Raw genomic sequence first — 23766 nt, forward strand, 5'->3', positions numbered from 1 at the left:
CGTAGTAAGACAAGTCAGCCTACTTTAAGGGTATGGATTCGTCTGCCGTGACCGAACCCGATGCTGCTGTTTCCGCGCGGATCACTGACGAGGACGTGGAGCGGGCCCGGCGGCAGATCGGCATCCCGGCCTATCAGCGTGACGTGCCGTGGAACAAGGTTCCCGACGCCTCGTCGATCAGTCACTTCGCGTTCGGCATCGGCGACGACAATCCGCTGTTCCACGACCCCGACTACGGGCGGCACACGCGCTGGCGCGGGCTGATCGCGCCGCCCACCTACCTGATCAGCACCGGAATCGACGAGACGCCCAAGCCGACCGACCCCGAGACCAAGGAACTGTTCCGCGGTCTGTTCCGCGGCGTCGGCAAGTACTTCTCCGGCGTCAAGTGGACCTGGTACGCGCCGGTCCGCCCGGACGCTCCGGTCTTCTGCGCGACCTGGACCCAGGACGTCGTCGAGAAGCAGTCGAGCTTCTCCGGCGGTCGGTCGGTCCTGGAGACCTACCGCACCCTCTACGTCGACGCCGACGGCGGACCGCTCGCGACGCGCGACGAGACCTACATCAGCGCCGAGCGCGGTGGCTCGAAGAAGTCCGGCAAGCTCTCGGACTGGGAGCGTCAGCGCTGGGACGACGAGTCGCTCGCCGAGGTCGAGGCCGCCTACGCCGCCGAGGAGCGCCGGGGCGCGAACCCCCGCTTCGTCGAGGACGTGACGGTGGGTGAGGAGTTGGCCCCGCTGACCAAGGGCCCGCTCACGGTCGTCGACATCATCTGCTTCCACCAGGCGTTCGGCTGGGTCGGCTACGGCGGCGGTCCGCTGCGGTACGCGCACCAGCTGCGCCAGCGCATGCCCGCGTTCTTCAGCAAGGACCGCTACGGCGTCCCGAACGTCGTGCAGCGCCTGCACTGGGACGAGGACTGGGCCAAGGAGATCGGCATCCCGGCCCCCTACGACTACGGCCAGATGCGCACCGCCTGGCTCGCGCACCTGCTCACCGACTGGGTCGGCGACGACGGCTTCGCCGCCGAGCTCGACATCCGCGTCCGCAGCTTCAACTTCCACGGCGACGTGCAGACCTGCCGGGGGACGGTGACCGCCACCGACCCCGCCACCGGCGAGGTCCGGCTCGACGTGAGATGCACCAACCAGCGCGGCGAGGACACCGTGACGGGCACGGCCCGGGTGGTCCTGCCGTCGCGCGCGAACGGGCCGGTCGTGCTCCCGCAGGCCGACGACGACCTCCGCCGCCGGGCCGCACGCATCGTCGCCCGGAACTCGACGAGCGCATGACAGCCCTCGTCGAGGCGCTGCGCCGACTGCGCGACGCCCCCGCCGACGCCCCGCTCGTCGAGTACGAGGGCCGGTGGTGGACGTGGGGCGAGGTCTCGCGCCACGCAGCGCAGCTCGAGGCGCGGATCGAGGCGGCGACCGCCGGCGAGCACGTCCGCGTCGCCGTCGTCCTCGGCAACCGGCCGGCCTCGGTCGCGGCGCTGCTGGCGACGCTCGGCTCGGGTCGCCCGATTCTCACGCTCAACCCCATGCAGCCGGCGCCGCGCGTCGCCGCCGCGGCGGTCGCCGCGAAGCCCGACCTCGTCCTCGCCCCGCCGGCCCTGCTGGCCGACCCCGGGTTCACCGCTCCGCTGGCCGGGGTGCCGCTCCTCCCGCTTTCCGACGCCGCTGACGCCGACACTGCGCCGGCCCAACCCGGCGCGGGCATCGACGCGAAGCCCGGCGACGTCGCGGTCGAGATCTTCACCAGCGGCACGACGGGCAGCCCGAAGCGCATCGCCCTGACGTTCCGTCAGCTCGAGGTCTCGCTCGCCAGCGCGCTCGCGCACACCCGCGGCACCGCCGCCGACCAGCCGCTGCTCTCCGGCCGCCCCGGCCTGGTGGCACTGCCCCTGGTGCACATCAGCGGCCTCTGGGGCGTGCTCCAGGGCCTGTGCGAGGCGCGGCCGTTCGTCCTGCTTCCGCGCTTCACGGTCGACGCCTGGGTGGCGGCGGTGGCGAAGCACCGGCCGCCGGTGACGGGTCTGCCGCCCGCGGCGATCCGCGCCGTGCTCGACGCCGACGTCCCGCGTGAACAGCTCTCCAGCCTCCGCGCGCTGAACTCCGGCACCGCGCCGCTCGACCCCGCCCTGTCGGAGGAGTTCACCGCGCGGTTCGGCATTCCGATCCTCTCGGTCTACGGCGCCACCGAGTTCTCCGGTGCGGTCGCCGGCTGGTCGATCGCCGACCACCGCCAGTACGCCACCGCGAAGAAGGGCAGCGTCGGGCGCGCGTTCCCCGGCGTCAGCCTCCGCACGGTCACGTCCGACGGCGCCCCCACCGCCACCGGCGAGGTCGGCCAGCTCGAGGTCCGCACCCCGCAGGCCGGGCGCACCGACTGGGTCCGCACCAACGACCTGGCGCGCATCGACAATGACGGCTTCGTCTGGATCGTCGGCCGCGCGGACGACGTCATCATCCGCGGTGGGTTCAAGATCTCGCCGGTCGTCGTCGCGGCCGCGCTCATGAAGCACCCCGCGGTCCGCGAGGCCTCAGTCCTCGGGCTGCCCGACTCCCGGCTCGGCCAGGTGCCGGTCGCGGCCGTCGAGCTCGAGCCGCACGTCGAGGCGCCCGACCCCGAGGACCTGCGCGAGTTCTGCCGCGCCCACCTGACCGCCTACGAGGTCCCGACCGCCGTCGTGATCCTGCCCGCGCTCCCGCGCAGCGCGTCGATGAAGGTCGACCGCACCGCCCTCACCGCGATGGTGGAGGCGGCGCTGGTCGCGGGCGCGCCCGCCCCCGCCTGAGGAGATACCCGTGCTGCCACGCACCCTGTTCGAGCCTGAGCACGAGCAGTTCCGTCAGACCTGCCGTGAGTTTTTGGCCCGGCACGTGACGCCTCATCACGCCGAGTGGGAGGCCAACGGCATCGTCGACCGGGAGGTCTACGTCCAGGCCGCGAAGCAGGGCGTGCTCGGCTTCAACCTGCCCGAGGAGTTCGGCGGCGGGGGAGTGGACGACTTCCGCTTCAACGTCGTCGCGAACGAGGAGGCCGTGCGCGCCGGCGCGAGCGGCCCGGCGTTCTCGCTGCAGTCGGACATCATCGCGCCCTACCTCGTCCGCCAGACCACGGACGAGCAGAAGGCCCGTTGGCTCCCCGCCGCGGCGCGGGGCGAGCTGATCGTCGCCGTCGCGATGAGCGAGCCCAACACCGGCAGCGACCTGCAGGGCATCCAGACCCGCGCCGTCCGGGACGGCGACGACTGGATCCTGACGGGCAACAAGATCTTCATCTCCTCCGGCATCCACGCCGACCTCGTGCTGGTCGTCGCCCGCACCGACCCGGACGCCCCCGCGCACCGGGGCATGTCGCTGCTCGCCGTCGAGCGCGACATGCCGGGATTCACCCGCGGCCGCAAGCTGGAGAAGCTCGGGCTGCGCGCGCAGGACACCGCCGAGCTCAACTTCGACGAGGTCCGCGTCCCCGCGGCGAACGTTGTCGGTGAGGTCAACGGCGCCTTCGCGGTGCTGATGGCGAACCTGCCCGAGGAGCGGCTCTCGATCGCGGTGCACGCGGTCGCGAGTGCGCGCGAGATCCTCGACCAGACGCTGGAGTACGTGAAGACCCGCACCGCGTTCGGCCGCCCGATCGGCACGTTCCAGAACAGCCGGTTCGTCCTCGCCGAGCTCGACACCGAGGTCGGCATCGCGCAGGTCTACCTCGACCGCTGCGTGTCCGAGCTCGTCGCCGGGAAGCTCTCCGAGGTCGAGGCCGCGCGCGCGAAGTACTGGACCACCGAGCTGCAGAACAAGGTCATCGACCGCTGCCTGCAGCTGCACGGCGGCTACGGGTTCATGCTCGAGTACCCGGTCTCCAAGGCCTACGCGGACGCGCGGGCGCAGACGATCTACGGCGGGTCGACCGAGATCATGAAGGAGATCATCGGGCGTTCGCTCGGGCTGGGGGATCCGCGCTGACGCGCGCCCCCAGCGCGGCGAGCTCCCGGCGGCACTGCGCCGGGTCGGAGAAGTGGATCGTCCGGATCCCCAGCTCCTGCGCCGGCGGCAGGTTCTCGGCGAAGTCGTCCACGAACACCACGTCGGCGGCCGGGCACTCCAGACGGCGCAGCAGCTCGACGTAGATGCCCGGGTCGGGCTTGCGCAGCTTCAGTGCGGCACTGTTGCAGATCAGGTCGACGGCGCCTGCGGGCAGCCCGCCCGGCGCGCCGCGCTGGAACATGTCGACGAGGAAGTCGTCGTTGGCGGCGGTGTTGTTGGTCAGCACCGCGATGCGGTGATGCTGCATCAGCTCGCCGACGAGGGAGATCATCTCCGGCCGCAGGGCCCGAGCCTCACGCAGCGCGGCGGCGACGGCCTGGACGTCGAGCCGGACGCCGTGCTCGGCCTCGACCCGGCGCAGGAACCCGCCGAACCACTCGCGCAGACCGAGCTCGCCGACCTCGAGAGCGGCGAAGTCGGCGTCCCCGCGGAAGTAGGGCTCCATCGACGACGCGATGCCGACGCTCGCGCAGTACGCGTCCAGCGGTCCGAACGGGTCACCAGCGAGGACCCCGCCCACGTCGAAGACGACGACCGGCGGGACCTTGGACGCACCGTCAGTCGAGGACATCGAGCACCGGGGTGTCGGCGCGCCCGGCGAGCAGGGCCTCACCGGCGCCGCGCATGTGCCGGCGCCAGTGGGCCTCGGCCCCGGGGGCGTCGCCGTCGCGCACGAGTTCGACCAGCTTCGCGTAGGACCGCACCATCTTGCGGAACGCCGTCTCGGACAGGCCCTCGACCTCTTCGGTCACCGCGGCCCGCGTGGCGCGCTCGGTGATCTCGTCGAGCATCCCGGCGACGATGCCGAGCGTCGTGTTGCCGGAGAGCTCGACCATCCGCCGGTGGAAGATCGCGGTCGCGCGCGCGAGCGCGGCCGGGTCGTCGCGGTACTCGGGGGAGTCGGGGATCAGCGCCTCGAGCTCGGCGGCCGCGTCGGCGCCGCCGCGTTCGGCGAGCAGGCGCGCGGCCGCGGGCTCGATCTCCATGCGCGCGGCGTAGACGTCGGCGACGGTCGCGCCGGCCAGCTCGAGCAGCAGCCCCGCGGGCCGGGCCACGATCTCCGGCCCGGGGACGCAGACCTTCGCGCCGGTCCGGCTGCCGCGGCGCACCTCGACCAGGCGCTCGGACTCCAGCACACGTACGGCCTCGCGCAGCGTCGGCCGCGAGACGCCGAAGTGCGCCATCAGCTCGGCCTCGTGGGGGAGGAAGTCGCCCTCGCCGAGCTGCCCGGTGACGATCATGCGGCGCAGCGTCGCGGCGACCAGCTCCGCCGTCTTCGGCGACCGCAGCGACCGTCCGGTGCCCGCGCTCATCAGCGGGGCCAACGAGTTCGTCGACATGGTCACCCTCCCGTTCCGTCGGCCGGTGCGCAGTGCGTGCGGCCGAGCTCGATCGCGGCGGCCTCGTAGCCGGCCTTGCGTCGACGGCCGACCAGGAACGACGGCGGCGCGAGGAAGCCGAGCTCGGGCAGATGCGTGCGGGCGGCGAGGGTCTCGCGGGCCTGCGCGCTACTGCCGCAGACGGCGATCGCGGCGAGCATCTCGTCGTCCACCGCTCGCGCCATCCCCTCCGTGTCGCCGCTCCGGAACGCGGCCCGGATCGCCCCCACCTGCTCCTGCCAGCCGTGCAGCTCGACCAGCCGGTCGTAGGTTCTCACGGTCAGGTAGAACGCCACCTGCCGACGCGCGTCGAGCACGGCGCGGTCGGGGTCGGCGTCGTCGACGGCGGTGATCACCCAGCCCCAGCGCAGCAGGGTCGCGGGGTCGCGGCCGGCGTCGGCCGCCCCGGCCGCCAGCGCGGGGTTGACGGTCTCGGCCCACCAGCGGTCGGTGAACAGCCCGTGGCCGAGGACGCCGTCGGCGACGCGGCCGCACGTGCGCAGCATGACGGGGTTGAACGCGCCGAGGACGATCGGGACGTCGAGCTTGCCCAGCACCGGAGCTCCGATCGCCGCGTCGATCGAGTAGAACTCGCCGGAGTGCTGGATCTTCTCGCCGTTCTCCGCGGTCAGGTACGCGCGGATTGCCTGCACCAGGTCGGTCATCCGCGCCGCGGGCCGCGACGCCTCGACCGAGAACCAGTCGCCGTTCATCCGCGGCGTCCCGCTGCCGAGGCCGAGGAAGACGCGGCCCGGCGCGACGTTCGCGAGGTGGCGCACCGCCGAGGCGTGCGAGAACGGGGAGCGGGTGAACGCGTACGCGATGCCCGGGCCGAACCTCGCCCGCGACGTGCTGGCGGCCATCAGCGCCGAGGCGACGTAGGAGTCGTGGTCGGCGAACTCCCCGGCGCAGAACGCCGCGGCGCCGGCCGCCTCGGCCGCGGTGGCCGTCTCGGGACCGGGCCAGGGCAGGCCCCACTCGCGCATCGGCTGCGTCACCACTGGAGCTCCAGCCCGGTCAGGCCCCACACCTGCGCGCCCTCGAGCAGCGGCGTCTCGCGCAGTCGGTAGGTCGGGATGCGGCGGTGCCACTCCTCCAGCGCGAGCACCATCTCCTGCCGCGCGAGGTGCGCGCCGAGGCAGTGGTGCGGCCCGGACCCGAACGTCAGGTGCCGGCCCTCGGCCGTCGTCCGGTCGAGGTCGACCCGCAGCGAGTCGGCGAACACCTTCGGGTCACGGCCGGCGGCCGCGAGCGGGAAGAGTGCCATGTCGCCCTGGCGCACCTGCACGCCGGCGAACTCGGCGTCCCGCGTCGCCTTGCGTGCGGTCTGCACGGACGGGTAGACGCGCAGTACCTCCTCGACGAGCACCGGCCAGAGGTCGGGGTTCGCCACGCAGCGCTCCCGGTCCGCCGGGTGCGTGGCGAGGTGGTGCAGGGCGAACGCGAGCTCGTTCGCGACGGTGTCGAGGCCGGCCATGAACAGCAGCAGCAGGCAGTTCAGCAGGTCGGCGTCGTCGACGGGCCGGCCGTCGAACTCCCACGACAGCGCGGCGCGGACGATGTCAGCCGCCTCGGCGTCGGCCTCGGCCCGCCGCTCGGCGAGGAGCTCGCGGAAGTACTTCTGGATACGGCCGCCGGCGGCGTTGCGGCGCTCGTTGCCGGGGTCCTCGGCGGGGGTGAGGTGGAGCAGGTCGTGCTCCCACTCGTAGAACTGCCCGAGCATCGACTGCGGCATCCCCATCAGCGAGAGGAAGATCGTCGACGGGTAGACGCGCGCGAAGTCTGACACCACGTCACACCGGCCACGGTCGGCGATGCCGGCGACCACGTCGGCGGCCAGGCGACGGTGCTCGTCGGCCATCGACTTCACCCGGCGCGGGGTGAACCAGGCGGCGAGCAGGTTGCGCCAGCGCACGTGCTCGGGGGCGTCGAGCATGACGGGGATCCAGAGCATCCGCGGCTCGGGGTCGGTGACGGTGATGACCTTCGACGACCACAGGTCGGTCTGGCGTAGGCCTTCGAGGATCGTCGCGTGGTCGGTGAAGATCCAGTAGCCCTGGGCGTCGGTGGACCACAGCACCGAGGAGTCGTGGTCGCGGTAGGCGTCGAAGCGCGCGAACAGACCGGGGAAGGGCGCGGGCTCCGGCTTGGTCTCGTCGTGGACCACCGGGCAGCCGCGGATTTCTGCTGACGTCACGCCGAGACCTCCGTTCCGTCGGACGCGGTCGCCGACTCGAGCACCGTCACCGTGCCGGCATCGGCGTCCACCTCCACCAGGGCGCCGGTGACCAGCCGATCGCTGGCCTCCTGCGTGTCGACGACGCAGGGGACGCCGTACTCGCGGGCGACCAGCGCCGCGTGCGACATCAGGCCCCCGAGGTCGGTGACGACCGCGGCCGCGTAGCCGAACAGCGCGGTGTACCCGATGTCGGTGACGTGGGCGACGAGCACCTCGTCGGGCTCGAACTCCTCGACCGTGTCGGGGCCGACGACGCGAACCCGTCCCCGGACCTTGCCGCCGCCGATGCCGATGCCGGACAAACTCTCGCCGGCCTCCAGTGGGATCGTGCCGGGTCGCGCCGCCCAGGTGCCGGCGAACACCGCGGGCATGCCGAGCGCGGCCAGGCGCTCGCGCTCGGCCCGCCGGGCGCGGACGCGTTCGATCGCGTCGGCGGGCGGGTCGGCGAGTTCGTCGCGCAGCAGGTAAAACACGTCCTCCGGGTCGGCGAGCCGGCCCGCGGCGGTCATCCGCGCACCCTGCGCGAGCGCGAGCCGGCGCAACGCCGACATCACACGGACCGTCAGATCACGGTTGTCCTCCCGCAGGTGCAGCAGGTGGTCCGCATACCGGCGCAGGGGCGAACGCCGGCCCGGGGCGGTGTGCGGCGCCGCCGCCGACACCGAGCGCGCAGCGCGGCCGACGGTCGCGAGCAGCCGGTCCACGTCGTCGCCGAAGCGGCGGGAGGCGAGCTCGGCCTCGCCCGGGCCGCGGTGGCCGAACGCCTGCAGCGCGCGCGTGACCTCGGCCCAGAAGGCCGGGAACTGCTGCTGCACCCGCTCGGCGCGGCCGGGGGCGGCGTCGGTGAGGACCTCGATCAGGCCCGAGGTGCGCGCCGCCGTGCGCGCGAGGTCCGTGACCCCGCGCAGGGTCGCGGCGCTCGGCAGCTCGGCGTGGGCCGGCCCGTCCGCGGACCCGGCGCGGTCGAGCACGGCGCCGGAGACGAGGTTGAGCTGGCCCTGCACCGTCCACGCCCAGGCGAGGACGTCGGTGGCGAGCAGGGCGCCGAGCGCGAGCCGCTGCGGCGGCAGGTCGTCCGCCCGGTCGGCGAGGGCGGTCAACCGGGCGACCTGACGGCGCAGTTCGGCGACGTCGCGCTTCACCGACGCGGCGAGGGCGAGCATCCCGACGCCGGCCCCGGCCACGGAACGGACCCGCTGCAGCGTCCCGACCGCCGGCGCCTTCCAGGTGCCGGGGATCGCGGCTTTCGCACCCGGCAGCTCGGCCACGTGCCGGCCCACCCACTGGTCGGCGAGGGCGTCGGGGGAGGTGCCGGGCATCTGCGCCGCGAGCTGCCAGGTGCCGCTGGCGTTGATGTAGAAGCAGTGTCCGTGCACGGCCTGCAGACGTGCGCACGCCTCGGTGCGCAGCGGCTCGGGCAGGCCGAGCAACCGCGCGACGGCGGTTGTCGTGCCGCGCAGACCGCGACCCTGGACGTCGATGGTCAGCGGGGTGCACGGGCCCGGCAGCGCCTCGGAGAGGTTGGTCTGCGAGTAGACCGGGAAGCGGGGGTCGACGGGGGTGTCGAACTGACCCCGCGTCGCATTGTCGGCGGCCCAGGCCAGCGGCGCGCCGTCGGCGGGGCCGACCGAGCCGGGGACGACCTGGTGGTCGTAACCCGTCCGGCCCGGCAGGGAACGCACCCGGCCGCGGAACGTCGACCGGCCCATCACGGCGAGACGGGTGTCCTCCGCGGTCTCCGCCGACGACCACGCCGGGGTGAAGCCGAACTCCTCGGTCAGGCGGGTGGTGTCCAGCTGGGGCATGCCGAAGGCGAACTCGAGTTCGCCGGCCGCGATCCGGACGCCGGGGAGCTTGGTCGCCTTCCGCAGCACCGACGTCGGCACCGGCACGGCCGGGCGACCGAGGGCCGCGGCGAGGTCGCGCAACGGGACCCCGTCCGGCGCGACGACGTTGACGACCCCGGTCGGCGCCCCGGGTTCGAGCGCGCCGACGAGGAACCGCGCGAGGTCGTCGTGATGGATCAGCTGCCACGGCAGGGCGTCCGGCGGCGCGACCTGCGCCGGGGCGGCGAGGGCCTCCTGGAGCCGGTTGTCCGTCCCGCGGCCGAGGATGACGCCCGAGCGCACGGCGAGCGTCTCCAGCCCGCGCTCGGTCGCCTCGGCCAGCAGTTGCTCGCACCGGATCTTCTGGTGGGCGTAGGGGTGGTCGGGGTGCGGGTGCGGCCCGTCGGCCTCGCGCAGCGTGCGTCGGTAGCGCTCCGGGTGCCCGCCGTACACCGTCGAGGACGACAGGAACACGACGCGGCGCGCGCCCGTTGCCTCCGCGGCCGCGAGGACGTTCGCGGTCCCGGTGAGGTTGACCGCCGTCATCGCGTCGGCCCCGGCCCGGTCGTCGAGCATGAACGCGCAGTGCAGGATCGCGTCCACGCCCGCGGCCGCCTCGCGCAGGCCGGCCGCGTCCCGGACGTCGAGCGAGCGGTGCCGTGCCCCGCGGGGGAGCTCGAGCGGCGCGGACCGGCTGACGCCGAGCACGTCGTGCCCCGCGCCGACGAGCCGCCGGGCCGTGGCGAGGCCGACGAGGCCGCTGACCCCGGTGATCAGGATGCGCACGTCGTCAGCTCCCGTTGCACTGGGCCTTGCTGCCCAACGGAGTCGTCCACTTGCCGCCCTTCGCCTGCACCACGAAGTAGCAGTCGCCGGGGACGGCCTTGCCGCCGGTGAAGTTCAGCGGGGGAGTGAGGCCGCCGAGCGTCTCGCCCTTGATCTTGCTCCCGGCGGCGACGAGCCCGGCCGGCGTGAGCTTCTGGTCCGCGCGGGCGGTGTCGGTCGCGATCTTCTCGAACAGCTTCCCGGCGGCCCAGCCGTAGGCCTCGGCCGGACCAGGCTGCGCGCCGGAGAACTGCGCGAGCGCCTTGGTGTACGCGTCGATCGCGGGGCCGCTGCCGCCCGCGAACGGGAACAGCGGGAGCGAGGCGATCAGGTCGCCGACGCCCTGCAGGTCCTTCGACGCCGGGCCGACGGAGACCGCCACCTGGACGTACCGCGGGTTGAAGTTCTGGCGCGCGCACGACCGTGCGACCCGGCCGAGCGTGTTCGGGTCGGCCGCGACGTAGAACAGGTCGACCCCGGCGCGCTGGGCGTTGCGGCACTCGGCGGTGAAGTCCACCTGCGTCAGGCTGACGTCCGCGTTGTAGACGAGGTCGACACCGGCGGCCTTCGCCTGGTTGAGCAGGATCGGCTTCTGGCTCGTGCAGGCGTTGGCCTCGCTGCAGGCGACGAAGCCGAACTTGCTCTTCCCGGAGACCTTCTTGCCCGCGACCATGATGTTGCGGACCTGCTCCTCGAACCGCGTGCACTGCGGGAAGTACACCGGGCTGGTGAACCACTCCGGCACCGAGCAGTCGCTGCCGATCACGGGGATCTTGTTGGACTGCAGGTAGTTCGTGCCGCCCTTCATCGACAGCGAGGCGCCGTTGCCGACGAACGCGACCGCCTTGCGGTTCTCGACGAGGTCGCGCACCGCGCTGGTGTAGCGGGCGGGGTCGCCACCGTCGTCGACGACGACCACCTGCACCTGACGTCCGAACAGGCCGCCGCGACTGTTGACGTCCGCGGCCCACACCTGCACCCCGCGCGGGATGCCGGCCTGCGCGGCGCCGGCCGGACCGCTGTAGTTGCCGACGGAGCCGATCACGATCGGCCCGGTCTGGCCCGGCGTCCCGACGGCGCTGCCCTGGGTCTCGGTGCCCGCGCCCGGCTTCGTCGTCGCCTTGCCGCCGCTCTTCCCACCGGTGTTGCCGCCGCTCGCCGTCCCGGGCGCGGTCGTCGCACCGGGAGCGGGGGCGCCGTTCGGCAGGTCCGCCGGGGCGGGGGCGTTGGGGTCGGCCGCGGGAGGTGCGGCGGGGTCCGTGCCGGGCGGGACCGCACCGGGGACGGTGCCGGGGACGCTGCCGGGAGCGGCACCCGGTGCCGCGGGGGCCGCGCCGTTGGCCTCGAGAACCTCGGCGTCGGAGAGCTGGCCGCCGCAGCCCGCGAGCAGGGCGAGCGCGACGGAGGTGGCCGCGAACGCGCGGATCGGTCGGCGCATGGTGGACTCCTTCGGTGCGAGGCGGATCCGGGGACGGGTCGGACGTGTCGTCACGCCGCCCCCAGGTAGCGGGCCGCCAGTTCGTCGGCGTCGAGTTCGCCGGGCTCACCGGCGAAGTCGACGTTGCCGCGGTTCAACAGGTAGACCAGGTCCGCCATCCCCATCGCCTTCGCGACGTACTGCTCGACGACGAGCAGGGCCGTGCCGCGGGCGGCGAGGGTGCGGAGGAACTCGAAGATCTGGTCGACCACGATCGGGGCGAGGCCCATCGAGACCTCGTCGAGCAGGACGTAGCTGGGGTCGGTGATGTACGCCCGGACCAGCGCGAGCATCTGCTGCTCGCCGCCGCTCATGGTGCCGGCGACCTGGTCGAGTCGGTTGCCGAGGACGGGGAACGCCTGCACGGCCCCGTCGAGGGCCTCGGGCGTCAAGCGGCCACCGGCCATCAGCCGGAGGTTCTCACGCACCGTCAGACCGGGGAACACGGCGCGGCCCTCGGAGACGTGGCACAGCCCGAGCCGGCTGCGCTTGTGCGGCGGCGCGGCGGTGATGTCGCGGCCGCCGATGGTGATGCGGCCGGCGGTCGGGGTCAGCGTCCCGGCGCAGGTGCGCAGCAGCGTCGTCTTCCCGGCGCCGTTCGGCCCGAGCAGGGCGACGACCCGGCCGGCGGGCACGGTGAGGTCGACGCCGCGGAGGACCTCGGTCGCCCCGTACCCGGCGTGGACGTCGTGCAGCACGAGACTCATCGGCCCGCCCCCATCGCGAGTTGCGCCCGCTCGCGGACCGGTGTCCGGCTCACGCGTCCGGCCGAGCGCACCGCGTCCTCGCGGACGAAGCGGTTGAGGGCCGGCCCGTAGGTCGCGGAGAAGATCGCGAGCACACCGAACGCAAGCGTCTGCAGTTGCACGGTGTTCGGGTCGGTGAAGTACGACGGCGCGACGATCAGCACGCCGGCCGCGAGCACCGGCGAGACCACGGCGCTGCGGCCGACGAAGGAGAGCACCGCGAGCCAGAGCAGGCTGTTGAAGGAGATCAACGCGGCCGCGCTGGTGCCGCTGCTGGACACCGAGCCGGTGACGCCGACGAGCAGCGCGCCGCCGATCGCGGCCATCGCGGCGGAGATGCAGAAGACCAGGACGCGCGTGATGTTGATCGAGGCGCCGTGGGTGGCGAGCGCGATGGGGGAGTCGGCGAGCGCGTCGAGCAGGCGGCCGAGGCGGCTGCGCCGGATGACGACGACCGCGACGAGCGCCGCCACCGCGAACGCGACGCAGAGGTAGAAGTACCCGGAGTCGGAGTCGAGCCCGAAGGCGTCGGGCCGGCCACCCGTCCGCTGGCCGAGCGCGCCGAACATGATCGCCCGGTTGTAGAAGAGCTGCTCGACGAGGATGCCGAAGCCGAGCGTCGCGAGGGCGAGGAACAGCCCGGAGAGCCGGATCGCCGGGATCGCGACGAACGCGCCGATCGGCACCGCGACCAGCGCCGCGGCCAGGACCCCGAACAGCCACGGGGCGCCGTTGCCCGTGACGTGGCTGAACGTCGTCGCGCCGATCGCCACGAAGGTGACCTGGCACAGCGAGACTTGGTTCGAGACCTCGACGAGCAGGTACAGCGAGGCGTAGACGACGACGAACACCGCGCCGAGCGTGTACACCGGCACCCGCGTGGAGATCACGTGCGGCAGGGCGATCAGCACGACCGCCGCCACTCCGGCGAGGCCGGCGGCCACGGGCGCCGGGAGGCGGACCGGACTGCGCGGTTCGCGCGGGACGCCGCGGTCGGAGAACCCGCCCTTGCGCGTCAGCAGCAGGACACCGAACAGCACCAGGAACGGCAGCGAGGTGTCGAGGCTCGGCAGCTTCTCGAGGAAGCCGAAGGTGTCGGTCACCTCGGGGGCGTTGAGCAGCGCGGCCGCGACGCCGATGCCGAGACCACCGACGAACGTGAGCGGGATGTTGTCGAAACGCCCGATCGCCGCGGCGCCGAACGCCTGCACGACGACGAGGGTGAGCAGCAGCGCGTCGAGTCCGATCGACGGGGCGAGCAGCAGGCCGGACATGCCCGCGAACGCCGAGCCGATCGCCCACGACCCGGCGCGGACGACGGTCGCGCTGCGGCCGGACTCGGAGAGCAGTTCGCCGTTGTCGACGACCGCGCGCATCGCGAGCCCGAGCGCGGTGAAGCGGAACAGCGCCGCGAGAGCGCCGACGCCGATCACCGCGATCACGAAGGTGATGAGCTGGTCGTAGCCGACCTGCACGTCGAACGCGGTGAACGTGTCCGACGGGAACGGGGTGTCCAGCGGCAGGGGAGTGATGCCGTACCGCAGCTGCAGCGCGCCCTGGATCGCGAGCACGACACCGACGGTCGCCACGACGCGGCGGGCGGTGGAGGCGTCGGCCAGTCGGCCCGCCATCCCGGCGAGCAGCAGCCCGCCGAGCGGGGCGACGACGCCCACCGCGAGGACCGCCGCGAGCGTCGCGGGCAGGCCCTGCAGGTCGCGCAGGTCGTAGAAGATGTAGGCCGTCGCGGCGCCGATCGCGCCGTGGCCGAAGTTGAAGATGCCCGAGGTCCGGTAGGTCAGCACGAGACCCGTGGCGGCGAGGCCGTACAGCGAGCCGGCGACCAGCCCGATGACGACGAAGGGCATCAGCCCGTCGATGCTCATCCGGCACACACCTCGCAACGGAGCAGGTTCCGCTCCTCGATCTCCGCGTCCGCCGTCGGCGCGACGCGCTTGCCCCGCACCAGCTGGCAGTCGGGCCGGTGCGCCCGGCGGGTGCCGTCGACCCGGACCCAACCGGTGTCGGCCTGACGCTCCGTCACCCGGACCGGGGCGGGCTCGCTCTCCAGGAACACGACCCAGCGGTGCAGGACGGCGCGGTGGCCGTGGAGCAGGAGCGCCCCGCCGCCACTGGCGAAGATCAGGAAGCCGACGATCGCGACCGACAGCCAGGTCAGCTGGTTGTCGACGTCCGCCGTCCGCCCGGCCGCGACCCAGGAGACGACGAGCAGGACCGTGCCGATCACCGCGCCGAGGACCGCGATGCGCAGCTGGGCCGGCGTCCAGGGCTCGTCCTGGCGACGCCGCCCTGTCCGCGGGGTGCGCGGGGGAGAGACCGGCCGGTCGGTCGTCACGGTCACGATGCCGGCTCGTCCACGCCTGTCCGTCGGGCCTGCTCCAGGGCGTCGAGCTTGCGCCACTCGTCGCGCAGGTCGGCCGAGATCCAGAGCATGCCGCCGAGGCCGAGCAGGAACAGGCCGCCGATCCCGCCGCTGATGATGTACGGCAGCTGCTGCGGCGTCAGTGCCTCGTTGGCCACGCCCCGCCAGCCGATCAGCAGGGCCAGGACCCCGAGGCCGACGCACACCCAGGCTCCGACGCGGTCCCACTGGGTACGCGCCCAGCGCAGGTAGGTCATGACGGGGTCCCCTTTGCGGCTGGGGCGCCGCCGAACACCCGGATCAGTTGCACCCAGGCGAGCAGGGCGGCACCGGCGAGCAGGAGTACGAGGTAGAAGCGACCGATGTCGAGGTCGGTGATCAGGGCACCGGGCGAACCGATGGCGGACACCACGTCGGTCGCGGGGAGCTGCGCCTGGCCCGGGGCGACGCCGGGGACCGCCCCGCCGGGGGCGGTGCCGGGCAGGACGCCCGGCGCGACCGCGCCGTCGACCGGGGCGCCGGTGCCCGGGGTGAGAGCCGGGGTCGTGCCGAGGTCGGGGCCGAGGCCGCCGGTCTGGGGCAGCGCCCGGTTGGTCACGCGTGCCGCGGTCTGACCGATCGTCACCTCGGCGATGACCCGCTCGAGACCGGAGGCGAGCTCCGGCGGCGCGGCCTGGATGCTGCGGATGCGGAGGCCGGCGCTGGTGATGCCGTCCTCGGTCTTCTCCGCGGGCAGGTACTGGATCGTCGTGCCCTGCGCGGCGAGCGCGTCGAGCAACGCGCGACCGGCGGCGGTCGCGGCGCTCAGGGCGCCGTCCGGGCCGGTCAGGGCGTCGGAGAGCGGCACGCGCTGACCGGCGATCGTCAACGCGGCGACGTCGAACGACGAGGTGAGTTCGATCTGCCCCGAGGGCAGGCGGCTCGCGGTCGCGGCGCTGCGGACGCCGTTGAGCACGAGTGCGTCGGAGAGGACGACGCTGGAACCGGCGACCTCGGCGCGGGCGGTCACGCGGTCGTCGGACGGGTCGCGGGTGACGCTCGCGAGGCCGGTGTTCGCGCCGTTCGCCGTCGAGCCGCGGGAGGTCGCGACGCCGCTGGTGGCCTCCAGGGTCACCGGCCCGGCCTGGACGCGCTTCTCCGGGACCGAGGGGAAATTGCTGGACGCGATCAACGGGTACGCCGGGACGACGTCGGACGTCGCGCCGCCGGTGAGACCGGCGATCAGGCCGGGGGCCAGGACCGCGGACTCGCTCGGGTACGGGTCGGACGCGAACGCCGTCGAGTTGCCGAGGGAGTTCAGCGAGGCCTGCGCGACCGAACCACCGGCGTCGACCAACTGGCCGAAGATCACGGGCGGCTCGGCGGTGAAGTTGACCGCAGCCAGCCGGGCGTCGGCGACGGCCTCGAAGGTGGAGTCGGCCCGCGCCGTGGGGCCGCCGAGGGCGAGCAGGCCGGTGCCGAGAGCGGCGACGGCCATCAAGGCGGCGCCGGATCTGATCCGCCGGAGAGCGAGCTGCGTCACAGGAAGGAGTGTACCCAGAAATCTCACCTGGTTTACTAGGTTCACGGAGTATCGGTGACCAGGGCGTTATCTCCACTACCCGGGTTTCGCGATGTACTCGGGCACACGCAGAAGGCGGTGGCATGGGACGCATCGAGGGCGGCTGGACGGTCGGGCCGCAGACCAACGTGGTGGACGTCGTCGCGGACGCCGCGCAGCGGTTCGGTGACCGCACGTGGTTGGAGCTCTCCGGCGTCGCGCACTCCTTCACCGAGGTCTGGGAGCGGTCGCTGCGCGTCGCGCGCGGGCTCCGCGACCTCGGCGTCGGCCCCGGCGACACCGTCGCCGCGGTGCTCGACACGTCCCTCGACGCCGTCGCCGTGTGGTTCGGCGCGAACGCCCTCGGGGCGATCTGGGTCCCGGTCAACACCGCCTACAAGGGCGAGTACCTCCGTCACCAGCTCGCGGACAGCGGGGCCGGCGTCGTCGTCGCGGAGCCGGACTACGCCGAGCGCGTCCTGGCCGTCGCCGCCGAGCTGCCCGAGCTGCGCGTCCTCGTCCAGCGGGGCGGGGAGATCCCGACGGGGTCGTCGGTGCGGGTCGAGCCGATCGCGGTGCTCACCGAGGTTGACGCGCTGTCCACCGACGACGCGGTGCGCCCCGCGCCCGGTGACCTGTCGCTGCTGATCTACACGTCCGGCACGACGGGGCCGTCCAAGGGCTGCATGCTCAGCCACAACTACGTCTGCAACGTCGCGCGCGGATCGATGCGCAACCGCGTCGCCAGCGACGTGCTGTGGTCCCCGCTGCCGCTGTTCCACCTCAACGCGGCGGCGACGACGGTGCTCGCCTCCGCGATGCTCGGCAACACCGCGGCGATCTTCCCACGGTTCTCGCTGTCGAACTTCTGGCCGGAGATCTCGCGCACCGGCGCGACCGTCGTGACGCTGCTCGGGATGATGATCCCGCTCATCGCGAAGATGGACGACACCCCCGAACTGCTGGCCTGCAAGGGGCAGATCCGCATCGCGGGTGGGGCGCCGTACACCCCGGAGACCGCGCAGATCTGGCACGAGCGTTTCGGCGCGCAACACGTCGGCAGCTCGGTGTTCGGTCTGACCGAGACGACGTTCCTGACCTGGACGCCCGAGGGTGTGAAGCATCCGTGGGGCTCGGCGGGGACGTACAACGACGACTTCGACGTCCGTATCTTCGACGACAACGACGACGAGCTCCCCGTCGGTGAGGTGGGGGAGATCGTCGCGCGGCCACTGCGGCCGTACGTCATGTTCTCCGGGTACTGGCGCCGGCCCGAGGCGACGCAGGCGGTCATGCGCAACATGTGGTTCCACACCGGGGACCTGGGTCGGTTCGACGAGAACGGGTGGTTGTGGTTCGTCGACCGCAAGAAGGACTACCTCCGCCGCGGCGGGGAGAACATCTCCTCGATGGAGGTCGAGGGCACGTTCCGCAAGCACCCGGCGGTCGCCGACGTCGCCGCGCACGCGGTGCCGAGTGACCTGTCCGAGGACGAGCTGAAGATCACCGTCGTCCTGAGGGAGGGTCAGACCCTCGACCCGGCCGAGCTGTGCCGCTGGTCGCTCGACAAGCTCCCGTACTTCGCGGTCCCGCGCTACATCGAGTTCCGCGACGACCTGCCGCGCAACCCCATGAACAAGGTGCTCAAGTACCAGCTCCGCGACGAGGGCGTCACCGCGACGACCTGGGACCGGAACACCTCCGACATCGTCCTGAGCAAGCGCTGATGAACCTCGAATCCCTGCGTTCCGCCGCCCGTTCGACGGCCCAGCTCGCGCTGGCCGTCTCGCCCTGGGCGCCGACCGACGGGCCGAGCTCGGCCGCCGAGGTCGACGCCGCCTGGTTGACCGCGCGCCTCGCACGGCCCCGGGACCCGAGAGCAGCTGCCGTCGAGGTCCGCCCGCAGGGCGGCAGCTCCGGCACCACGGACCGGCGGCGGCTCGGCGTCACCTGGAACGACGCCGGCGTCGCCGCCGGTCTGCCGGCCTCGCTGTACGTGAAGAGCACGCCGCTGTCGGCGAAGAACCGCACGATGGTCGCCTCGCTGGACATGGCGGTCAACGAGGTGCACTTCTACCGCGAGGTGGCGCCGCAGCTCGGGGACCTGGTGCCGGCGGCGTACTGGACGTGGGCCGGCAACGGCGCGCGGCACCTGCTGGTGCTGGAGGACCTGACGGCGCGTTCGTGCGTCCCGCTGGCGCTGGGTTCCGACTGCGACCTCGCCCACGCCGAGGCGATGATGGACTGCTTCGCCAAGCTCCACGCGACGTACTGGGCGGACCCGCGCCTCGGCACCGCCTGGCCCTGGGCCCGCACCTGGTCCCGGCGTCCCGGCTACGGCGTCCTCAAGACGTTCTACAAGCAGGGCCGCGCCGGCGCGCTGAAGAAGGGCGAGAACGTCACGCCCGCGGTGCGCCGCCTGGTCGAGGTGCTCAACGAGAAGTCGACGCCGTACTACCGCGAGTTCGAGGTCGGCCCACTCACCCTGCTGCACGGCGACTCGCACCTCGGCAACACGTTCCGCATGCCCGACGGTCGCGGTGGTCTCCTCGACTGGCAGGTCGTCTGGCAGGGCCCGGGCCTGCGCGAGGTGACCTACTTCTGCGTCACCGGGCTGGAGGCGGACCTGCGCTCCACCCACGAGCGCGCCCTGCTCGAGCGGTACCTCGAGGGGCTGCGCTCCCACGGCGTCCGGGACGTCGACTCCCTGGACCGCGCCTTCGAGCGTTACCGCCTCTTCGCCGGCGAGGCCTGGGACGCCGCCGCGATGACCGTCGCCTGGCCCGGCCTCCAGGCCCCCGAGAACGTGACGGCGAGCTGGCGCCGCTCCTCCGCCGCCGTCGAGGACCTCGACACCGCCGCCGCCGTCGCCCGCCTCTGATCTCCCCCGCCCCCGCGCCTCCGTGTCAAAAAGGGGTGACACCCCTTACTGACGAGTAAGGGGTGTCACCCTTTCTTTTCCACAGGGGGCGGCGTTGGAGATGACATCTCCACTGAATCGGCCGGATCCGTTGAAGATGTCATCTCCAGGCGGTGGTTACCGCAGGGTCCACGTGGGCTTGGTGAAGGTCGCGCGGTCGACCTGGGCGGTGGCGATGGGGTTCCCGATCTGGGTGTAGGCGAGGCCGTGGGCCTGGGCGACGGAGCGGGCGAGGTCGAGGGACTCCCACACCGCGCGGACGGTGCCCTGGACGGCCGCCGGGGGCTTGGCGGCGATCGCGGCGGCGAGGGCGTGGGCCCGGTCCCAGAGCTGCTCGCGGGGGACGACCTCGGTGACGAGGCCGATCTGCAGGGCGCGCTCGGCGGACATGCGCTCGTCGAGGCCGAGCAGTGCGATGCGCAGGGTGTCGCCGAGATTGATCCGCCGCGCGAGGCCGATCGGCTCAAGGGCCGCGGTCAGCCCGTAGGAGACGTGCGGGTCGAAGAACTGGGTGTCGTCGGCGCAGATGATGAGGTCGGCCTCGTTCAGCCAGTAGAAGGCGCCGCCGGCGGTCATCCCGTGGCACGCGGCGACGACCGGCTTCCACACCTGGTTGGCCTTCGGCCCGAGCGCGGTGCCGGGATCCCGTTGGCTCCAGGGGTTCTCCGGGAAGTCGATGCCCTCCTTGACGTCGACGCCGGTGCAGAACGCGCGGTCACCGGCGGCGCGCAGGACGACGGTGTGGATGTCGTCGTCGAGGCGCACGCGCTCCCACGCGGCGACGAAGTCGGCCAGCATCGCGTCGTTGAACGAGTTCAGCTTCTCCGGCCGGTTCAGCGTGATCGTCGCGACGTGGTCGGCATCGACGTCGAACAGGATCGTCTCGTAGCTCATGTGCGCAGTTCCTTCGACGTCAGCGTTCTCGGGTGAGCAGGAGGGCGCCCGCGAGCGGACCGCCGCCGGCGGCGACGACGGCGACCTCCGCGGCGAAGACCTGGCGGTGACCGGCCTCGCTGCGCAGTTGCAGGCACGCCTCGTGCAGGTGGCCGAAGCCGTGGAGCCGGCCGGCGGAGAGCTGGCCGCCCGAGGTGTTCACGGGCAGGTCGCCGCCGACGTCGATGCGGGTCCCGCCCTCGACGAACGGACCGGACTCGCCGCGGGGCACGAGGCCGAGTGCCTCCAGCCACATCAGCGTGAAGATCGTGAAGCCGTCGTAGAGCTGGGCGCAGTCGACGTCGGAGGGCCGCAGGTCGGTGCGCGTCCACAGGTCGCGGCCGACCTCGGTGGCCATCATCTCCGAGCCGTCGCCGTAGGAGAACCAGTCCGGCCGGCCGCCCAGCGCGCTGCTGAGCGCCTCGATGCGAACGCCCGGGGCGTTCAGACCTGACGTGGCATCAGCCCGGGACACGATGAACGCGGTCGACCCGTCGACGGGGACGTCGCAGTCGTACAGACCGAGCGGCTCGGCGATCGGGCGGGCGGCGAGGTACTCGTCGAGCGTCAGCGGGTCGGTGTACACGGCCTTGGGGTTCAGACCCGCGTACTGCCGCTGGATGACCGCGAGCCAGCCGAGCTGCTCGCGGGTCGTCTTGAAGTCGTGCATGTGCCGCGTCGCGTACAGAGCGGCCCACGTCGCGGCGGACATCGCACCGAAGGGGACCAGGTACGACGTCCAGCCGTTCACACGCGCGGCGCCGGACCCGACCACCGAGGCGCGGCGGCCCTGCGCCAGCGTCGTGGCCGTCGACTCCCAGACCGTGCGGAAGACGAGGACGTGCCGCGCGAGTCCGGCCTCCACGGCCGCGACGGCGTTCATCACGGCCCCGAGCTGACCCGCCGTCTCCGAACCGCCGGAGAACCAGCGCACGTTCAGGCCGAAGGCGTCGACGACGTCGAAGACCCCGGCGCCGGAGAACCCGGGCGCGGGGGAGTGGGCCCCGGGCCAGGTGCTGACGCCGTCGACGTCCGCGCGGTCGAGGCCGGCGTCGGCGAGGGCGGCCAGCACGGCCTCGGCCGTCAGCGACATCCCGGAGCGCCCGAGCCGGCGACCGACCGCCGACTGCCCGACGCCGGTGATCACGGCGCCCGTCGTCACGCCGCCTCCCGCGGGGTGAACAGGGGGAGCCACACGTCCTCGTGCTGTTCGAAGACGACGCGCACGGGCAGGCCGACCCGCACATCCGCCGGTTCGACGCCGGTCAGCCGGGTCACCAGCCGCAGGCCGGGCTCGTCGTCGAGCTCGACGACGGCGACGACGAACGGCACCGCCATCCCTGGCATCCACGGCTGGTGGTTGACCGTGAAGGAGAACACCGTGCCGGTGCCGACCGCGGGCGTGGAGATCACGTCGGTGGACAGGCAGTACCGGCAGACCGGGACCGGCGGATGGAGCCAGCGGCGGCATGCGGCGCACCGGCTGATCAGGAGCTCGCCGCGTCCGCCGCCGGTCCAGAACGCTCGGTTGTCGAGTTCCAACTCCGGCAGCGGAGGATGGCCGGAGCCGTCCGGCTGCGGGGAAGCCATGCCCAAGATGGTAGATGATTTTCGGAGATGGGCCGCTACGCTGGAGGCGCGGCCGCGCTGGGCGCCGTCAGGGAGGTGAGCGGTGAGTCAGGACTTCCCTGACCTCGGCACCGACCCGATGCGCGTTCCCAAGGTAGCGGAGCTGGTCGCCCAGGACCTGCGCCGACGCATCGCGTCGGGCGCGTTCGCCGAGTCCGGTGAGCTCCCACCCGGCACCGTCCTCATGCAGGCCTACGGCGTCTCGCGCCCCACGCTCCGCGAGGCGTACCGGATCCTGGAGTCCGAGAACCTCGTCGAGGTCGGGCGCGGCGGGCACGACGCCTTCGTCCGCCAGCCCTCGATCGAGGTCGCCGGCCGGTACGCCGGCGTGCACCTGCAGATGCGCGGGACGACGCTGCTCGACGTCGAGCGGGCGCGGGCGGTCGTCGAGCCCCCGGCCGCGGGGATGCTCGCGGCGCGCGGCGGCGACCCCGAGGTCCGTAAGGCCCTGCAGGACGCCCTGCAGCGCGAGCGCGACTCCCTCGACGACCCGGCCGCGTTCAGCCACGCGAGCTTCGCCTTCCACGACCTCGTCGTCGAACTCTCCGGCAACGTGACGCTGCACGCCGTCTTCGGCGTCCTCGGTGACGTGGTGCAGCGGCACACCGACGTCCGCGTCGCGGAGGAGACCCAGGTCTCGCCCGCCGCGACCGACCGGGCCGCGCTGATGAAAGGTCACCGCGCGCACGTGCGGTTCGTCGAGCACGTCGAGGCCGAGGACGTCGCCGCCGCCACGGCGCTGTGGCGCACCCACGTCGAGGCCGTCAGTCACGCGCTCGGCTCCGACACCGATCCGCGCGGCGTCGTGGACCTGTTCTGAGGGACCGTCAATGACCGAGATCGTCCCTCTGCACTCGACCGGCGCGGACCGGCTCGCCTCGCAGCTGCGCCGGCAGATCGTCACCGGCGAGCTGACCGTCGGCGAACGCCTCCCGCCCGAGCCCGAGCTCCGCGAGCGTTTCGGCGCCTCCCGCGCCACGTTGCGCGCCGCGCTCGTCGTGCTGGAGTCCGAGGGCCTGATCAAGGTGCACCGCGGCGCCCGCGGCGGCATCGAGGTGACGCAGCCGGACATCGGCACGGCCGCCCGGTACTTCGGTCTGATCCTGCAGTCGCGTTCGGCCTCCGTCGCCGACTACCAGGCCGCGCGCGTCGCGTTGGAGCCGCCGCTGGCGCGCATGGTCGCCGAGCGTGCGGCGAACGGCGACGGCGAGGACGTCGTCGCCGCCCTCGAAGCCGCGATCGAGGCCGAGAAGGCCGACGGCGTCCCCGGCGCCCGGGCGGCGCTGAACTTTCACGCCCGGGTCGCCGCGCTCTCGGGCTCGACGTCCCTCGCTCTCGCGATGGACCTGCTCACCGGCGCGACCTCCCACCTCTACGAGGCCCAGCTCGCTGCCGAACCCCGCCGCAACGGCCGCGCCCACCGGGCCCACGAGGAGCTGCTGGACAAGGTCCGCGCCGGCGACCCCGACGGCGCCGAGGAGGTCTGGCGCACCCACGTCGAGGAGATCGAGACCCGTCTTCTCAAAGGCGGCAAGGCCCGCACCGCCCCCCTGTTCGAGTAGCCGCCCGCCGGCCGCCCTGTCCCGGCCGCCCTGTCCCGGCCGCCCTGTCCCGGCCGCCCTGTCCCGGCCGCCCTGTCCCGGCCGCCCCGTCCCTCCGCTCATGCATGAGCGGGGTGTCGATTTTCGGGCGTGGGGTGTCCGATTTTCGACCTCCTGCTCATGCATGAGCAGGGTGCGGCCGTGTCCGTCGCTCATGCATGAGCGGGGTGTCGATTTTCGGGCGGCCGGTGTCCGAATCTCGACCCTCCGCTCATGCATGAG

21 protein-coding genes are annotated in these 23766 nt (G+C 73.0%); 7 read left to right on the plus strand and 14 right to left on the minus strand.

Annotated elements, in window-relative coordinates:
- Window positions 1-32: 32 nt before the first annotated feature.
- From ABD401_RS09190 to ABD401_RS09200, 3 genes are read left to right on the plus strand one after another with little or no spacing between them, the layout of a single operon-like run.
- Window positions 33-1292, plus strand: a complete 1260-nt coding sequence (locus ABD401_RS09190) for an FAS1-like dehydratase domain-containing protein (RefSeq protein ID WP_344603868.1) — start codon at window positions 33-35, stop codon at window positions 1290-1292.
- Window positions 1289-2797 (plus strand): class I adenylate-forming enzyme family protein, encoded by a 1509-nt coding sequence (locus ABD401_RS09195; protein WP_344603870.1) that lies wholly within the window; start codon window positions 1289-1291, stop codon window positions 2795-2797. The genes ABD401_RS09190 and ABD401_RS09195 overlap by 4 nt, the downstream gene beginning before the upstream one ends.
- 13 nt (window positions 2798-2810) lie before the next feature.
- Window positions 2811-3968, plus strand: coding sequence for an acyl-CoA dehydrogenase family protein (locus ABD401_RS09200; protein ID WP_344604253.1), 1158 nt, complete (start codon window positions 2811-2813; stop codon window positions 3966-3968).
- Here ABD401_RS09200 and ABD401_RS09205 read toward each other — a convergent pair.
- Genes ABD401_RS09205 through ABD401_RS09255 form a run of 11 tightly spaced genes read right to left on the minus strand, consistent with a single transcriptional unit; the run spans window position 3931 to window position 16443 of the window.
- The gene (locus ABD401_RS09205; protein ID WP_344603872.1) at window positions 3931-4620 is read right to left on the minus strand and encodes an HAD-IA family hydrolase; all 690 of its coding nucleotides are present in this window, start codon (window positions 4618-4620) and stop codon (window positions 3931-3933) included. The genes ABD401_RS09200 and ABD401_RS09205 overlap by 38 nt on opposite strands.
- Window positions 4607-5395 (minus strand): FadR/GntR family transcriptional regulator, encoded by a 789-nt coding sequence (locus ABD401_RS09210; protein ID WP_425566088.1) that lies wholly within the window; start codon window positions 5393-5395, stop codon window positions 4607-4609. The genes ABD401_RS09205 and ABD401_RS09210 overlap by 14 nt, the downstream gene beginning before the upstream one ends.
- Window positions 5392-6414 carry an LLM class flavin-dependent oxidoreductase gene (locus tag ABD401_RS09215; RefSeq protein WP_344604256.1) on the minus strand — a complete coding sequence of 341 codons (1023 nt, stop codon included), beginning with the start codon at window positions 6412-6414 and terminating at the stop codon, window positions 5392-5394. Before ABD401_RS09215 ends, ABD401_RS09210 begins: the two co-directional genes overlap by 4 nt.
- An 8-nt stretch (window positions 6415-6422) precedes the next feature.
- Window positions 6423-7625 carry a cytochrome P450 gene (locus ABD401_RS09220; RefSeq protein ID WP_344603876.1) on the minus strand — a complete coding sequence of 401 codons (1203 nt, stop codon included), beginning with the start codon at window positions 7623-7625 and terminating at the stop codon, window positions 6423-6425.
- Window positions 7622-10279 (minus strand): NAD-dependent epimerase/dehydratase family protein, encoded by a 2658-nt coding sequence (locus ABD401_RS09225; RefSeq protein ID WP_344603878.1) that lies wholly within the window; start codon window positions 10277-10279, stop codon window positions 7622-7624. Before ABD401_RS09225 ends, ABD401_RS09220 begins: the two co-directional genes overlap by 4 nt.
- Before the next feature lie 4 nt (window positions 10280-10283).
- Complete coding sequence (locus ABD401_RS09230; protein ID WP_344603880.1) at window positions 10284-11756, minus strand: ABC transporter substrate-binding protein; 1473 nt, start codon at window positions 11754-11756, stop codon at window positions 10284-10286.
- A gap of 50 nt (window positions 11757-11806) precedes the next feature.
- A complete protein-coding gene (locus ABD401_RS09235; RefSeq protein ID WP_344603882.1) occupies window positions 11807-12502 on the minus strand; it encodes an ABC transporter ATP-binding protein in 696 nt (231 codons plus the stop codon).
- Window positions 12499-14424, minus strand: a complete 1926-nt coding sequence (locus ABD401_RS09240) for a branched-chain amino acid ABC transporter permease (RefSeq protein WP_344603884.1) — start codon at window positions 14422-14424, stop codon at window positions 12499-12501. Before ABD401_RS09240 ends, ABD401_RS09235 begins: the two co-directional genes overlap by 4 nt.
- Window positions 14421-14900, minus strand: a complete 480-nt coding sequence (locus ABD401_RS09245) for a hypothetical protein (RefSeq protein ID WP_344603886.1) — start codon at window positions 14898-14900, stop codon at window positions 14421-14423. The genes ABD401_RS09240 and ABD401_RS09245 overlap by 4 nt, the downstream gene beginning before the upstream one ends.
- Window positions 14897-15178, minus strand: coding sequence for a hypothetical protein (locus ABD401_RS09250; protein ID WP_344603888.1), 282 nt, complete (start codon window positions 15176-15178; stop codon window positions 14897-14899). Before ABD401_RS09250 ends, ABD401_RS09245 begins: the two co-directional genes overlap by 4 nt.
- Window positions 15175-16443, minus strand: coding sequence for a hypothetical protein (locus tag ABD401_RS09255; RefSeq protein WP_344603890.1), 1269 nt, complete (start codon window positions 16441-16443; stop codon window positions 15175-15177). The genes ABD401_RS09250 and ABD401_RS09255 overlap by 4 nt, the downstream gene beginning before the upstream one ends.
- 122 nt (window positions 16444-16565) lie before the next feature.
- Here ABD401_RS09255 and ABD401_RS09260 point away from each other — a divergent pair, with 122 nt between their 5' ends.
- Both ABD401_RS09260 and ABD401_RS09265 read left to right on the plus strand, forming a co-directional pair.
- Entirely contained in the window at window positions 16566-18188 is a 1623-nt protein-coding gene (locus ABD401_RS09260) for an AMP-binding protein (protein ID WP_344603892.1), read from the plus strand.
- Window positions 18188-19342 carry a phosphotransferase family protein gene (locus tag ABD401_RS09265; protein WP_344603894.1) on the plus strand — a complete coding sequence of 385 codons (1155 nt, stop codon included), beginning with the start codon at window positions 18188-18190 and terminating at the stop codon, window positions 19340-19342. The genes ABD401_RS09260 and ABD401_RS09265 overlap by 1 nt, the downstream gene beginning before the upstream one ends.
- A 156-nt stretch (window positions 19343-19498) precedes the next feature.
- Here ABD401_RS09265 and ABD401_RS09270 read toward each other — a convergent pair whose 3' ends face one another.
- Genes ABD401_RS09270 through ABD401_RS09280 form a run of 3 tightly spaced genes read right to left on the minus strand, consistent with a single transcriptional unit; the run spans window position 19499 to window position 21904 of the window.
- Window positions 19499-20275, minus strand: a complete 777-nt coding sequence (locus ABD401_RS09270) for an enoyl-CoA hydratase/isomerase family protein (RefSeq protein WP_344603896.1) — start codon at window positions 20273-20275, stop codon at window positions 19499-19501.
- 19 nt (window positions 20276-20294) lie between these two features.
- Window positions 20295-21476, minus strand: a complete 1182-nt coding sequence (locus ABD401_RS09275) for a thiolase family protein (protein ID WP_344603898.1) — start codon at window positions 21474-21476, stop codon at window positions 20295-20297.
- Entirely contained in the window at window positions 21473-21904 is a 432-nt protein-coding gene (locus tag ABD401_RS09280) for a Zn-ribbon domain-containing OB-fold protein (RefSeq protein WP_344603900.1), read from the minus strand. Before ABD401_RS09280 ends, ABD401_RS09275 begins: the two co-directional genes overlap by 4 nt.
- Before the next feature lie 82 nt (window positions 21905-21986).
- Here ABD401_RS09280 and ABD401_RS09285 point away from each other — a divergent pair, with 82 nt between their 5' ends.
- Both ABD401_RS09285 and ABD401_RS09290 read left to right on the plus strand, forming a co-directional pair.
- Window positions 21987-22763 carry a FadR/GntR family transcriptional regulator gene (locus tag ABD401_RS09285; protein ID WP_344603902.1) on the plus strand — a complete coding sequence of 259 codons (777 nt, stop codon included), beginning with the start codon at window positions 21987-21989 and terminating at the stop codon, window positions 22761-22763.
- A 10-nt stretch (window positions 22764-22773) separates the two neighbouring features.
- Complete coding sequence (locus tag ABD401_RS09290; protein WP_344603904.1) at window positions 22774-23505, plus strand: FadR/GntR family transcriptional regulator; 732 nt, start codon at window positions 22774-22776, stop codon at window positions 23503-23505.
- The last annotated feature ends 261 nt before the right edge of the window (window positions 23506-23766 follow it).

Source organism: Sporichthya brevicatena (assembly GCF_039525035.1).
Lineage (GTDB): Bacteria > Actinomycetota > Actinomycetes > Sporichthyales > Sporichthyaceae > Sporichthya > Sporichthya brevicatena.